We start from the raw sequence: 13,270 nt of genomic DNA on the forward strand, positions 1-13,270 counted from the left end.
ACTCCTCTACGACGACGTCGCGAGCACGGGTTCGGGGTCGTCGGACGGACGTGGGCGAGGAGCGACCATGGTGGCCAACGGTTCTCGCAGTGGGGCACGGACGAACGCGAAGATCAGGTACAGGTGGATCGTGGCGGTCACCCAGACACCGATGTTCACGCCCGCCATCACCCACCACTGCATCGGCGCGTGCGCCGTGTAGATGCCGAACAAGCGGAAGATGGTGGTGTCCAACAGGAAGTCGGCGATGAGGTAGGCGATGATGATCGGCCACCGCGTCTTGAGCAGCACGAAGAACGGGAGAATCCACAGCGTGTACTGCGGTGAGTGGACCTTGTGGAACAACATGAATCCGGCGAGCATCGCGCCCGAGACGCCGATCCACGGATAGGTGCCTGACTGCAGGTACACGCGCCAGCCCAGATAGACCGCGAGCGCGAAGGCGCACAGGATCAGCAGCGGAGACAGCATGCCGACGAGTGAGTTGTACGTGTCGGTCTGGCCGCCGGTGAAATGTCGAAGTCCCCAGTACCAGATGGAGTTGGTGTCGACGTCGGACTTGCGCTTGCCCTGAAACGAGAGCGCGGCCTTCCAGCCCTCGAAGCCGACGATCATGAACGGCAACTGGATCACGAGCACGGTCACGGCCGCCGCCGCGGCCGTCATGATCGCGCCGGTCCAGTCGAGATCCTCGGTTCGACGACGCGCGTCGATCATGCCCCCCGCGCCGCGCGTCAGCACGTACAAGGCAAGCGGCAGCGCGAAGAAGCCTGGGTAGAGCTTGAGGCAGAAGCCGATTCCCAACAGCACCGCCGCGAGCATCGCCGACGTTCGTAGTGAGAGTCGACGGTCGCCGGTCCGCGGATTGGTCGACGCACCCCACGCCATCACCGCGACGGCTCCGACCGCTGTCGCGACGACGGGCAGCTCCCAATTGTGGAAGGCGTAGAGCACCAGCGGAGGGGTTGCGGCCCACAGGAGAACCCACCAGCGGGTCATCAACGCCAGCATGATGGTGATCGCGAAGGCGAACGGGGCGAGCAGCAGCGCGGAATGCTGGAAGAACTCGGTGTCGGTGTGTGCGCCGATCGCGCCGAGGTACATCAACATGCCGGACAGCACCGGGTACTCGACAACGCCGCCGAACAGGTGACCGTTGGGCTCGATCCCGCCGTGGATGTACGGGAAGATGTGATTGTTGATGTCGCGCCCAACCCACAGATACATCAGGTCGGAGTAGCAGGGGACCACGGCGTCGACGTCGCCGACGGGGAAGTGATGCGACCGGCCGTCGGGAAAGAACGGCTCGCCGCCGCACTTCACCTTGAGGACATAAGACCAGTACAGGGCCACCGACGTGAGAAGGAGTGAGACCAAGAGGATCAACGCTGTCTCGCCTCGACGAGACAGCGTGTACTGCCCGAAGCCCATGGTCGGAGAGAAGCGGAGCGCGGGCATGGCCTACAGGGTAAGAGATGGCGGGCCCGTGGTCTGCGTCACCTACCCGCCCGCCGGCGTCGCCTCAGCGGGTCGAGCCTGTGCACTGCAGCGCGATTTCGCTGGTCAGGGGTGCCCCGTGTATGGTGGAGCGGTTGCCGACGCAGGCGACCCTCCTGCCACGGACAGTCCGTGGCCGATGAGCCCATAGGAGGTGATGTGGTCTTATGCGTCACTACGAATTGATGGTCATTCTCGATCCGAATCTGGACGAGCGCACCGTCGCCCCTTCACTCGATACTTTCCTCAACGTTGTCCGTAACGACGGCGGCAAGGTGGATAACGTCGACATCTGGGGCAAGCGCCGACTCGCGTACGAGATCTTGAAGCACAGCGAAGGCATTTACGCTGTCATCGATCTCAACGCCGAGCCCAAGACGGTCAGCGAGCTCGATCGTCAGCTGAAGCTCAACGAGTCGGTTCTGCGCACGAAGGTTCTGCGCAAGTAACCCACAGATCCCTGATCGACCGAACGAATCCATCGATCTCGTCGGTGTCGACACCTAGGGTTGAACTCAACTCGCGGTGCACATCGATTTCGACGAGTGCCCACACGTAGACCTAAGGGGAAACACATGGCAGGCGACACGGTCATCACAGTCATCGGCAACCTCACGGCTGATCCGGAACTCCGGTTCACCCCGTCGGGTGCGGCGGTGGCCAACTTCACGGTGGCGTCGACGCCGCGCACATTCGATCGCCAGACGAACGAGTGGAAGGACGGCGAAGCGCTGTTCCTGCGCTGCAACATCTGGCGTGAGGCCGCGGAGAACGTGACCGAGAGTCTGACCAAGGGATCCCGGGTCATCGTGCAGGGCCGTCTCAAGCAGCGGTCGTACGAAACCCGCGAGGGTGAGAAGCGCACTGTTGTTGAGCTGGAGGTCGACGAGATCGGCCCATCGCTGCGATACGCCACCGCGAAGGTCAACAAGGCCTCGCGCGGTGGGGGCGGCGGCGGAGGCTTCGGCTCGTCCGGCGGCGGAAGCCGCGGCGGCGGGTCGGGCTCGGGCCAGCAGGTTGCCGACGACCCGTGGGGCAGTGCACCCGCGAGCAGCGGCGGAAACTTCGGCGGCGGGGACGACGAACCCCCCTTCTGAACCGCGACGACGCCCCTCATGTGAAAGAGGCGTCCTCGCAACAACTTTGGAGTAAGTACACATGGCAAAAGCTAAGAGCACCCGGAAGGTGCGCGTCGAGAAGGTCACCAAGACCAAGGCGTGCTCCTTCTGCAAGGACAAGAAGGCCGACATCGACTACAAGGACACCGCGCTGCTGCGTCGTTTCCTGTCCGATCGCGGCAAGATCCGGTCGCGTCGCGTGACCGGCAACTGCGTCCAGCATCAGCGCGACGTCGCTGTGGCCGTCAAGAACTCGCGTGAGGTGGCACTGCTGCCCTTCACCTCGACCGCCCGATAAGCCGGAAGGGGATAACGACATGAAACTCATCCTCACCGCTGCCGTGGAGAACCTCGGCGAAGCAGGCGACACCGTCGAGGTCAAGGACGGCTACGGCCGTAACTTCCTGCTGCCGCGCGGCCTGGCCATCAAGGCCACCCGCGGTGCCGAGAAGCAGGTCGAGACAATTCGACGCTCGCAGGAGGCCCGCGAGGTCCGTGGCGTCGAGCACGCCAACGAGCTCAAGCAGGCGCTCGAGAACCTGTCGAGCATCAGCCTCACGGTCAAGACGCACGATTCGGGCAAGCTGTTCGGCTCGGTCACCGCTGGCGATGTCGCCGGCGCGATCAAGTCCGCAGGTGGCCCCGCAGTCGACAAGCGCAGCGTCGAACTGCCCAAGGGACACATCAAGTCGACCGGCACCTTCCCGGTCGTCGTGAACCTGCACCCCGACGTCACCGCGACCGTTCAGGTCGACGTCGTCGCTGCTTGATTTACCCGCTGCCTGATACGCAGTAGCTGTACACCGGTCGAGAGCCGGGCGGACATCGTTCCGCCCGGCTCTCGTCGTCTCTGAGGCTGTTGGCTTTACATGGTTCATGAAATGCGTACTCGTAGGCCGCGACGAGGACGTGCAGTCGCGAAAGTGGGGTAGGTGGCTACCCGATACCGCGAGGGCTCGCGCTCGTAGCGTCGTGGTCAGCGAGTTCCCCGGGTCCAGCTCGGTGGTGGTGCCCGACGTGGTGTGCCGGTGCAAGGGATTCGCGTACACAGCTCTGCAGTCTCATCTCGGAAGTCACCGCCATGCACACTCTCTTCGGTCATCAGATCCAGCGCCATCCCGTCGCCACGATTCCCCTGCGCGGTGAGACCCGGCCGGCCCAGACTCACACCCAGGCCCAGCCTCACACCCAAGCCCGGACCTCCGCGGCGCCCGTCGTCGTCGGAGTGTGTGGAACGGACGAATCGTATTGGGCGGTCGAGTATTCCGCCCGCGCGGTCCGCTCCGAGGCGCCGCTCTACCTCGTCAGTGTCGTCGCTCGGCAGCGGGCGAATCCGCACCGCAGTCGCGAGGAACGACGGTGGCGAGATGAGTTGGGCGCCGACGCATATCAGCTCGAGGAGCTCTCGGTGATCCATGAGGTTCAACGACGTGCGCGAGAAGTCGCCTGTGCCGCAGGCGCTTCCGATGTCCGAGCCCTGGTGCGCAGCGGTAAGCCCCACGTCGTGTTGGCGCGGGAGTCCCGCGACCTCGATGCGGCCGCAATGGTTCTCGGGTATGCGTCGGGGCCGGGTCGATTGGCCCGACGGCTTTGTGCCACAACGGATGTCCCGCTCCTGGTGGTCAACAGGGGTGTCGATGCGGGTTACCTGCTCACCGCTACGCCACGTGGTGTGCGCTCCCTGCGTGAGCGGCGTCCAACAGGCGTCCCCGCGACTGGGGAGTGACGGTAGGGCGGCTTGTCAGCTCGGCGGCGCCGGCACCAGCGGTAGCTGACTCGACGCCTGCAGCGACGTCGGCAGGTAGCGCGGAGCGGGATTGCCGCTGTGCGCGGTGTCGTCGGCGGGGTAGTAGAACTTGTGGAATCCGGGCGAGAAGATCAGCGCCCGATTGCCGGTGCGGCAGGCGACCTGGGTGGCTGAGGGCACCGTGCAGGTGACGCCCGCGATCGTCACGCGTGTGCCCACATTCAGGCGCGGCGGACGGAAGCCCGACGCCGAGCCGAAATGGTACGAGGTGCCGGTCAGCAAATCCGGCTTGGGCGCCCACCACGGCCCCTGGGCGTCGGCGGTGATGGCTGCACCCTGGACGCCGGGAGGTGCCGTTGCGGGGCGGCCCTGACAGCCCACCGAGCGGAACGTCGGGCCGATCTGGCAGTTCCACCGGCCGGTGGTGAAGAACGACCGTCCGTTGTCGTCGTAGGCCAGCGAGCGGAACGGCGTCGGATCGACAGGTGTGTAGCGCGCGAGGTCGAATGCGGCGGGCAGCGGTGGCGGTGCTGCCTCAGCCGGAGATGCGTTCAGTAGCGGTACGAGAAGTGCCGCAGCGGCCAGGAGCCACGACGCCAGACGGGAGCGAGACATCTTGTGGCGTCTGTGGGTCGTCGGCACGGGGCCAGTCCACCACATCGCGGCGTCGGACGAGGGCGAAACTCGGACAGTGGCGGTGTGCGCGGCGCGGCGACAGCGAATCGCCGCGACGAAACTGAGCTGTTGCGCAGGTCACACCCACTGTTCACTGCGTTGTTGCCCGCTGGTGGTTGTCACCCGCCCACAACACGCCCGACTGTGAGTTTCCCAAGACACGCCGAGCTGAGAAAAGTTCTTTGTTGTGGAAATCGCGCACAGTGTCTGACCTGCAGAGATCGAGTTGCGCACGCATATACTCCCCAACGTTCTCCACAGCGGCTGCACAACTGACGCGGGGTTGCGCGCGAGCCGTCCACAGGCCATCCACAAGTTCGTCCACAAGCGCGTTTGAGTGCGACGAGACGAACTCCTACTGTCTTCCATCAGTGCCGATGGTGTTGCGCGTCGCGATGTGCGGTCCGACATGTCAGACCCCTCGGGTATCAACAAAGACGACTCAGCCAGTCGGATTCCGGGGGACGGCCGATTCGTCAGCACACCGCCGTGTCGACGAGTTTGACGGTTGGGGACGTCCATCGTCAGGGTTCGAGTTCGAAAGGTTGGCACACGTGGCAGTTGTCGATGATCGCGGTCACGGTGCGGCGCGCGATTCCGGACGACCCGACGAGCCCGACATGCCGGTCGAGGAATATGGCCGGCAACCGCCGCAAGACATGGCGGCCGAGCAGTCCGTCCTCGGCGGCATGATGCTCTCGAAAGACGCGATCGCCGACGTCATCGAGAAGATCCGCACCAACGACTTCTACCGACCGGCACATCAGGCCGTCTACGAGGCGATCCTCGAGCTGTACGGCAAGGGTGAACCCGCCGACGCCGTCACGGTCGCCGCAGAGCTCGAGCGCGCGGGCGAGCTGCGCCGCATCGGGGGCGCCCCCTATCTGCACACCCTGATCTCCACCGTGCCCACCGCGGCCAACGCCGGCTACTACGCCGAGATCGTCGCCGAGAAGGCCATTCTTCGACGCCTCGTCGAAGCAGGCACGCGCATCGTGCAGTTCGGCTACTCCGGTGCCGACGGCCAGGATGTCGCCGAGGTGGTCGACCGCGCACAGGCCGAGGTCTACGAGGTCACCGAGCGGCGTACCGCCGAAGACTACGTGCCGCTCGAAGAGCTGCTGCAGCCGACGATGGACGAGATCGACTCCATCGCCTCCCGCGGTGGCATTTCGCTCGGTGTGCCAACGGGTTTCGCCGACCTGGACAAGCTCACCAACGGCCTGCACCCCGGGCAGATGATCATCGTGGCAGCCCGCCCGGGTGTCGGCAAAGCGCTCTCGCTCGATACTCCGCTACCGACCCCGACCGGCTGGACCACGATGGGCACGGTGAGCGTCGGCGACGAGCTGATCGATCCGCACGGTAGGCCCACGCGCGTCGTTGCCGCGACCGAGGTCATGACGGAGCGGCCGTGCTTCGAGGTGGAGTTCAGCGACGGCAGCGTGCTCGTCGCCGACGAACAGCACCAGTGGGTCGCAGAGGTCGACGATGAGCGCCGTACCCTCACCACCGCCGATCTGCGAGTGCACGTCGGGTGCGCCATGGTGCGCAACACCGAGCCACTCGAGTTGCCGCGCAAGAACTTCGCCTACGGTCCGTATACGGTTGCCGCACTTGCGGGAATGGCATTCGACGACCCCGAGATCGGTATCCGCATCGACGCCGAGGGCGATGTCGACGTCATGGCGCTGATGTCAGATCTCGGTGGGCGAATTCCGTATGAGTATCTGCGCGGGTCGATCGCGCAGCGTCGAGCACTGCTCGCCGGCCTCCTCGATGCCCGCGCGAGCGTCGATGAGGACGGATGGATCATCGTTCCGGCCGCCACCCGACACATGACCGCAGTCATCGCCGACCTCGTCGCCGGACTCGGCTACACATACAAGAGGTCGGCGACCGGCTGGCTCCGGGTCGACACGGGCGACGACGACGTCTTCACCGTTTACCACAAAGCGTTGCGCCACAAGGAACTTCGCATGCAGTCGGGAGTTCGACGCGTCGTCGCCGTTCGTCCGGTCCGCAGCGTCCCGGTGCGGTGCGTGCAGGTCGACAACGACGAGCACATGTACCTCGCCGGTGAGGCCATGGTGCCGACGCACAATTCGACGCTCGCCATGGACTTCATCCGGTCGTGCTCGATCGGCCATCAGATGACGGCCGCGATGTTCTCCTTGGAAATGAGCAAGGTCGAGATCGTGATGCGACTCCTCTCGGCAGAAGCCAAGATCAAGCTCGGCGACATGCGTGGCGGTTCGATGTCCGACGACGACTGGACGCGCCTCGCACGTCGAATGGGTGAGATCTCCGAGGCGCCGCTGTTCATCGACGACTCGCCGAACCTCACCATGATGGAGATCCGCGCCAAAGCTCGACGCCTCAAGCAGCGCCACGATCTGAAACTCGTTGTGGTGGACTACATGCAGCTGATGACGTCCGGCAAGAAGGTCGAGTCGCGTCAGCAGGAAGTCTCGGAGTTCAGCCGCCAATTGAAGCTGCTCGCGAAGGAACTCGAGGTTCCCGTGGTCGCGATCAGCCAGCTGAACCGTGGTCCAGAACAGCGCACCGACAAGAAGCCGCAGGTGTCGGACCTTCGTGAATCGGGATCGCTGGAGCAGGACGCCGACATGGTCATCCTGCTCCACCGCCCCGACGCGTTTGAACGCGATGACCCGCGCGCGGGCGAGGCCGACATCATCGTCGGCAAACACCGCAACGGTCCTACTGCCACGATAACCGTTGCGCACCAACTACATCTGAGCCGCTTCGTGGATATGGCGCGAGGGTAGTCGGTGTCGCTATCGCGAAAAGTTGAGACAAACGGCCAGTTTCCGTGAGACGTTGAGACGAATCATACAGACCTGTGCGAGTGTTGAGACAACTCAAACTGTCGCGCTGTATCCCATACCATTTAGTCACGTGACGTTTGCTGAATTATCGGTGTAGGGGAGGCGATGACCCTTGCTGTTGCGGAGCGTCAGCCAACTGGCTTGACAGGCCGTGCGAGGCGATCTTCGCTACGCGAACGCCGATCCCCCAGAATTTGAGGCGGACCGCAGTTGGTCGACGTTTGAGTCGACGAGAATTCGAAGTTCGGTGCCGATGCTCGTCAGTCTTCGTGTTGCGGTATTTGGGCTATCGCGTGTGAACAGAGGCTCGTCGAGCGCCATTTCGAGGAACGAAGTCTCTTTGGCCATCTGGTGTCTTGATGTTCCGGCTGCAGATGCGGCCGCGCCGATAGATGGCAAGTCGGCGGTCTCGCTGAATCGGAGTAATCGTTGGGCGAGCAGCGCATGTCCCGATAGGGCGATATGCAGCAGTTCCTCACTTTCGCTGGCTGCGGCGACGGCGTGCTCAAGCGATCTGGATGTCTGTCTGAGGTCTGTGCGGTGAGAGGTGTCGAGGAAATGGGAACCAGTTCCTGGAGCCCAGAGTCCACCAGGTCCTTGAATTGGGCTGTATGTCACGGGTTCCCCAATTCGTTCCTTCAGGAGCAGTCGTTGGGCTACCTGTCCTGCGGCTTGTTCAAGTTCGAAGGGCATTGTGGTGAGAAAGGCCCTGTAGCTGTAAGCGGCGGGGCCGTGGAGTAACTGGGTACCGCGAGTGAAGAATGGATCGTTTCCGGTGAGAAGTTGCCAGACGTACCTGTTGATTTTCCATCGGAATGCGTTGGTGAGATAGAGATCGGAAATGCGTGCGAGTTCGCGCATGTGGTTGCGACCGACGTCGCTTGGATGCGGCCACAGGAGCCGCCGGCGCCGGTAGTCGATCGGGGCCGGGTGAGTCTGCAGGTGTTCGTGCAGGGTGGCGATGTAGGTGTAGGTGTCGCTACCCCGGTCGTGGACTATCAGGTTGCTCAGAGCAAACCGGAGGGCGTCGTCGCTGATCTCGAATTGAAACGTGTTCGCGAGAGTCGACATTGCGGCCCGCCGTCCAAAGAGGGCAAGCGCGATCGGCGCCAACTGGGGGAATACGCGTTGAACTCGAGGTGGCATGGGTGGCGCGCTGAGTGTGACAATGGGCCAGATCGTGGACGGTAGGGTTTGAGCATCTATGGAACGCGTGGAGCCGAGCGTGAACGTCCTGTAGGCATGTTGTGTACGACGCCGGCCAGTGCTGTCGTGTGAGACCAACTTGGGGTGAAAGTGATTGACACCTCGATGTAGATCAATGACGCGGAGCAGGGCGTTGCTCACCGGGCCAGCAGTTCTTCGACGCGCTACGCCGGACATCGTGGCCGCGCGCTCGGGTGCGATCCAGCTCTCACATTGATCGACTGACCATCGCGTACGGAGCGTGTCAATTGCCGCGGTTTGTGCAACCAGGAAGGTTGTGCGAGGCACCTTCCGCAAGGACTGGCTGTAGTGGGCTTGTTCGTCGGGAATCCACGCCGTGGGAACTACAGGGGTTTCGGGATCGAGTGCGGCAGGGATGCGCTGAGTCGCCGGAATCATGGCGTGAAGTGCGTGTCGGGTCAGCAATGTGAGATCGCGTAGAATTGTTGTTGCCGAGAGATACTCGCCTTCGGCGTACTCGCATCTCGCGCCGCCTTCTTCAATGACCGTTGTAAGCCAGCTTTCCTGCTTGGCTGCGTGGGAGGTCAAGTCGATGTGGGTTGCCGTGGCTTCGGCTAGCGATTCCGAGCAGCACGAGGTTGGGCAACTGCGAATGCGCCACATGGTAGTAAGTTGACCTGGTCGACGTGGATGGAAGGTCGCCGTGGTTCGGGGGCGGTTGCCGCAGGCCGGACACTCGTCGACGAGAATTGCGGAGTGCGCAACGCAGACATTGGTCCAACGCAGATACCATGAAATGTTCCATCGGAGGTCGTTCTGCGCCAGGCACTCTGGACAGAACGCGACGTGGCCGGGAAAGCTCCAGGCATCGTCGCCAGCGCGACCTACGCCGTTCTTGAGTTGTAGACCTGCTCGAGCGAATCGAGCAGTCGTCGCATCTAACAGGCGCTGCTCGTCGACGGCAGTCAGGCGTGACAACTCCTGCACCGCAGCGTCGGTGATACGGCGACCGAGTGGACTTCCCGAACTTGGGCTTTCCGACACATTGATCGCCGAGAACAGCTGGCGTGGAGTGCATAAATGCAGCTCACACAGATGCTCAACGAAGGAGTCGAGCGATTCGTCGGCATAGAGTTCGGGCACCACGGAAAGAGTCACGGCATCAGGACTGCCTTTTCCATCTCTGCGCGAAGGTGGTGGATGGTGGGACTTTCACGGCGACGGACTGCCAGTTCGCACACGTCTTTCAGAATGAGGAAGGACGTCCCGGTCCGGCCCTGAGCGAAGGTGAACAGCTCGACGGCAAACTCCCGAGTTTTCAACTCGCTCACATCGAGACCCGGGATGCGCTCGAGTTGGGTTACCAGTCCGTTCATGCGCTTCAGCCACGCGTTCAGGTGGTCACTATTAGAACTGTCGAACGCACGGAGTTGGACCGCTTTCATACGGTTCCGCAACTGCATCGCGGCCTCGTCTGGATGATCGAGCAGACCTTCCGAGGACTTTGCCCTCGCCGATGCTGGCCGTTCGGACTGTGGCACACGTACGACGTCGGTTCGACGGTAGAGAGCGGAATCTCGCAATCCCGCGCCAACAAACACAAAACTCACGGGCAAGGACAGAAGTCGACGTAAGTTGTCGGTCAGATCGCGACCCGCGCCTACGCGCCGCAACATGTGCGCTTCATCGACGACGATTAGGAGACAGCCGATCAGTGGCAGTGTTGCGCGGAGGCGGCGCAGGATGGTGGTCTCCACGTCGGATCGCGAGACGAAGATGCCGGCGAACTCGGCAATGGACTCGACGAGCGTCTTGCTGCTAGCGCCCTGATCCCCAACGTAGATGACCGGAACGTGAGCTAGCCTCACTCCTTCGCGGTTCGGTGGTTTCTCATCACGGAGCAGCGAGTCATTGATGCGTAGTAGGACCGGAACAATTGTGTAAGTCTTGCCGATGTGGCTGGGCCCGTCGAGCGCTACCCAGCGTGCATCGTCGTAGGCGGCGCCGGCATTGTGGTCAAGCATCCGCATCACTTCCTCGTACGTGTGGGCAATGTCGGAAGTTTCGATCGGCCCGATCCCAGAGATCCATCGTGCGAGCAGGCGGATATCTCCATCGATCCCGCAAGGTGGGGCAGGATAGTCGTCGATACGGCGAGGTAGCCCGTCCCAACAGTTACGATCCTGGATCGACTGCTTGTACAAATCATTCACCATAGGTCATCTCCTATATCTGGAACATCCCGAATTACAAACTCTTCGATGTCGAATGGAAAGTCTTCGTCGGGCCGTTGATTATCGACGTCGCCGACTGGACTGGAGCCGGGACGTCCGGTTGGGTCTGGAAGGCGTAACGCAACCCGTGCTCGATCCTTGGAGAATCTGGTTGAGTTCTCTTTTCGAATCTCAGAAAGTAAGTCACTAAATAGAACTCCAACAGCGAAACGTTGTCCGCGCGTCCACAGTTTATCTCCGAGCTCGGATGCCCAATCTTCGGAAATGAGCGAGCTGAATGGCTCGAGTGCAGTCCCATCGTCGGCAATGGCACGAAGAGCATACCAACACCCATCTGCACTGTCTCGGATAAAAACGCGGGATAGGTCGTTGCGGTCGTGGTGAACTCTTATCGTCTCGGGAATTAGACCTCGGCTCTTGCGAATGTCGTTGACAATCTTGCCGACGATTTCCGCATGGTATCGGAATGGACCCTTATGAATTCCCTCCGGATTAATTTTGAGCTCAGTACTGTCGAGAAGACCGTATATGTCGTCGGGGTGTACATCGATTCTGGGGCCGAGCCCTCGCGCAACACATTGAGCAAAACGGCTCGCAGGACAATGGAAGTCCCCATTAGATGTTGGAAGTCCCTCGTGTGGCCGGTATGGTCGAATCTTATTCGCCCATACCGTGAGAATCGCGCGAAACTGTTCGATCGTAAGAAAGTCGGAGTCTGGCAGCGCCTCGACATCTGCCTTGTTATCGACAGAACCCCCGCTATAAGTATCAGTGTACTGAAGGAACATGTTGATAACCGAGTTGGCGTTCTCCACATACGGTTTGTGGCTGCCGGTACGCGTGGCCGCGTACTCGATTTCCCCGCCCCATCGCGCTACACAGTCTGACATCTGGTAGTTCTCGATGTTGGAGCCGTGGTCATTTACGATGGTTCCGAATCCGTATGGTGCAACTCGAAACTGAACGGTCGACGGAACACCGAATGGAATGTCGATATCGTACTTGGGCTGTTCAGAGACCAGGGGGTGCAGTGCGGAGAACAATGCAAGGCGCCAGTCGGCGGCGACAGGCGGTTCGCGGGTCACTCGAACTGCTACGAGGCGTGTGACAACGCAGATCAATACGACCACCCATGGCCGGAATCGCTCGCGGGATTCTGGGCAGATGAGCCAGATGTCCGCCTGAGTAGCGTCAATCTCGATTCGCTCACCCGGCATCACCGGTGGTTGAGTGCGGTGCCCAGTGATTGCGCGTGACGCCTCGTTCTTTCGCTGCCGAGAAGCCTTGGTCAGTCCAAGTTCTTTGGAGGCGCGGGCCACGGCTCGCTCAAGTCGGTACGGAGGAATGAGGTCGGGGTCAAGTTGAGCGTCTCGGATGGCGGTAATCGCTCTGACGACACGTACTTCGAGCTTCCGCTTCGCGTGATGCGGTCCAGCCAACTCTGCGAGGCCGCGGTACACCGCATCGAGATACTCGGCGGGAATCCCCAGTCGTGGATCAGGCGCTTGGTCGGTAGCCTTGTAGGGCACCAATTCTCTGATGTTGCGCTCTGGCTCGTAGCATCTAAGCATTCTGTAGATTGACGCCCGAGAGTAGCCAGGAACTCCCTTCAGATCCGATATGAGCTGGCTTCTTCTTCGACTGGGATTGGTTACGTCCGGATGGTATCTATCTCCCGGGCCGGAACCGAAGCTGACCGCCGGGGCGCCGTCGAGTATCAGCCGCATGTACGTGGCGCGCTCTTCAGCTCGCGCTCGCTGCTCGGGCGTGCAGTCCGAGAGAACATCGCCAGGGACTACATCACGGACATGATCGGGTGAAAAGTATTCGTGGGCAGCATGCATGGCCACGCTGAGTGGAAGCTCAAGCAACTCACCCTCATCGCTGACCAAAATCGCTAGGGGTGTGCGCGATTTCGTCGCGATGTGGCGCACGGTCCATTCATTCGACTGGTATTCGAAACGAGTCCCCTTGCTCATTGAG

The 13,270-nt window shown here is 61.9% G+C and carries 11 protein-coding genes; 6 read left to right on the top strand and 5 right to left on the bottom strand.

Going from position 1 to position 13,270, the window contains the following annotated elements:
- Positions 1 to 6: 6 nt before the first annotated feature.
- Positions 7 to 1,458 carry a hypothetical protein gene (locus B3T59_RS05460; RefSeq protein ID WP_287001661.1) on the bottom strand — a complete coding sequence of 484 codons (1,452 nt, stop codon included), beginning with the start codon at positions 1,456 to 1,458 and terminating at the stop codon, positions 7 to 9.
- Positions 1,459 to 1,664: 206 nt separating this feature from the next.
- On the opposite strand from B3T59_RS05460, the gene rpsF reads away from it, so the two are divergent.
- The 5 genes from rpsF (at position 1,665) to B3T59_RS05485 (ending at position 4,341) form a co-directional block, all read left to right on the top strand.
- Positions 1,665 to 1,946 (top strand): 30S ribosomal protein S6, encoded by a 282-nt coding sequence (gene rpsF, locus B3T59_RS05465; RefSeq protein ID WP_005202393.1) that lies wholly within the window; start codon positions 1,665 to 1,667, stop codon positions 1,944 to 1,946.
- Positions 1,947 to 2,072: 126 nt separating this feature from the next.
- Complete coding sequence (locus B3T59_RS05470; RefSeq protein ID WP_005202391.1) at positions 2,073 to 2,594, top strand: single-stranded DNA-binding protein; 522 nt, start codon at positions 2,073 to 2,075, stop codon at positions 2,592 to 2,594.
- Positions 2,595 to 2,655: 61 nt separating this feature from the next.
- Entirely contained in the window at positions 2,656 to 2,913 is a 258-nt protein-coding gene (gene rpsR / locus B3T59_RS05475) for a 30S ribosomal protein S18 (RefSeq protein ID WP_005177187.1), read from the top strand.
- Between the two features lie 19 nt (positions 2,914 to 2,932).
- Complete coding sequence (gene rplI, locus B3T59_RS05480) at positions 2,933 to 3,385, top strand: 50S ribosomal protein L9 (RefSeq protein ID WP_005202389.1); 453 nt, start codon at positions 2,933 to 2,935, stop codon at positions 3,383 to 3,385.
- Positions 3,386 to 3,696: 311 nt separating this feature from the next.
- On the top strand, positions 3,697 to 4,341 hold the full coding sequence (locus B3T59_RS05485) for a universal stress protein (protein ID WP_005202387.1): 645 nt from the start codon (positions 3,697 to 3,699) through the stop codon (positions 4,339 to 4,341).
- A 15-nt stretch (positions 4,342 to 4,356) separates the two neighbouring features.
- On the opposite strand, the gene B3T59_RS05490 is transcribed toward B3T59_RS05485, so the two are convergent.
- Positions 4,357 to 4,977 carry a hypothetical protein gene (locus B3T59_RS05490; protein ID WP_287001662.1) on the bottom strand — a complete coding sequence of 207 codons (621 nt, stop codon included), beginning with the start codon at positions 4,975 to 4,977 and terminating at the stop codon, positions 4,357 to 4,359.
- Positions 4,978 to 5,591: 614 nt separating this feature from the next.
- Between B3T59_RS05490 and dnaB the strand changes: the two genes are divergently transcribed.
- The gene (gene dnaB, locus B3T59_RS05495) at positions 5,592 to 7,826 is read left to right on the top strand and encodes a replicative DNA helicase (protein ID WP_039854383.1); all 2,235 of its coding nucleotides are present in this window, start codon (positions 5,592 to 5,594) and stop codon (positions 7,824 to 7,826) included.
- 228 nt (positions 7,827 to 8,054) lie between these two features.
- Here dnaB and B3T59_RS05500 read toward each other — a convergent pair whose 3' ends face one another.
- Genes B3T59_RS05500 through B3T59_RS05510 form a run of 3 tightly spaced genes read right to left on the bottom strand, consistent with a single transcriptional unit; the run spans position 8,055 to position 13,266 of the window.
- Complete coding sequence (locus B3T59_RS05500; RefSeq protein ID WP_287001663.1) at positions 8,055 to 10,196, bottom strand: TniQ family protein; 2,142 nt, start codon at positions 10,194 to 10,196, stop codon at positions 8,055 to 8,057.
- An 11-nt stretch (positions 10,197 to 10,207) separates the two neighbouring features.
- Positions 10,208 to 11,269: an AAA family ATPase gene (locus B3T59_RS05505; RefSeq protein ID WP_287001664.1), complete on the bottom strand. Its 1,062-nt coding sequence runs from the start codon at positions 11,267 to 11,269 to the stop codon at positions 10,208 to 10,210.
- Positions 11,263 to 13,266 (bottom strand): hypothetical protein, encoded by a 2,004-nt coding sequence (locus tag B3T59_RS05510; RefSeq protein ID WP_287001665.1) that lies wholly within the window; start codon positions 13,264 to 13,266, stop codon positions 11,263 to 11,265. Before B3T59_RS05510 ends, B3T59_RS05505 begins: the two co-directional genes overlap by 7 nt.
- Positions 13,267 to 13,270: the final 4 nt, after the last annotated feature.

Origin of the sequence: Gordonia sp. UBA7860, assembly GCF_002500165.1 — a bacterium.
GTDB lineage: Bacteria > Actinomycetota > Actinomycetes > Mycobacteriales > Mycobacteriaceae > Gordonia > Gordonia sputi.

Bases quoted from the DNA above. Each gene is read 5' to 3' on its own strand.
- B3T59_RS05460 (WP_287001661.1), bottom strand. From the start codon at position 1,458: ATGCCCGCGCTCCGCTTCTCTCCGACCATGGGCTTCGGGCAGTACACG.
- rpsF (WP_005202393.1), top strand. From the start codon at position 1,665: ATGCGTCACTACGAATTGATGGTCATTCTCGATCCGAATCTGGACGAG.
- B3T59_RS05470 (WP_005202391.1), top strand. From the start codon at position 2,073: ATGGCAGGCGACACGGTCATCACAGTCATCGGCAACCTCACGGCTGAT.
- rpsR (WP_005177187.1), top strand. From the start codon at position 2,656: ATGGCAAAAGCTAAGAGCACCCGGAAGGTGCGCGTCGAGAAGGTCACC.
- rplI (WP_005202389.1), top strand. From the start codon at position 2,933: ATGAAACTCATCCTCACCGCTGCCGTGGAGAACCTCGGCGAAGCAGGC.
- B3T59_RS05485 (WP_005202387.1), top strand. From the start codon at position 3,697: ATGCACACTCTCTTCGGTCATCAGATCCAGCGCCATCCCGTCGCCACG.
- B3T59_RS05490 (WP_287001662.1), bottom strand. From the start codon at position 4,977: ATGTCTCGCTCCCGTCTGGCGTCGTGGCTCCTGGCCGCTGCGGCACTT.
- B3T59_RS05505 (WP_287001664.1), bottom strand. From the start codon at position 11,269: ATGGTGAATGATTTGTACAAGCAGTCGATCCAGGATCGTAACTGTTGG.
- B3T59_RS05510 (WP_287001665.1), bottom strand. From the start codon at position 13,266: ATGAGCAAGGGGACTCGTTTCGAATACCAGTCGAATGAATGGACCGTG.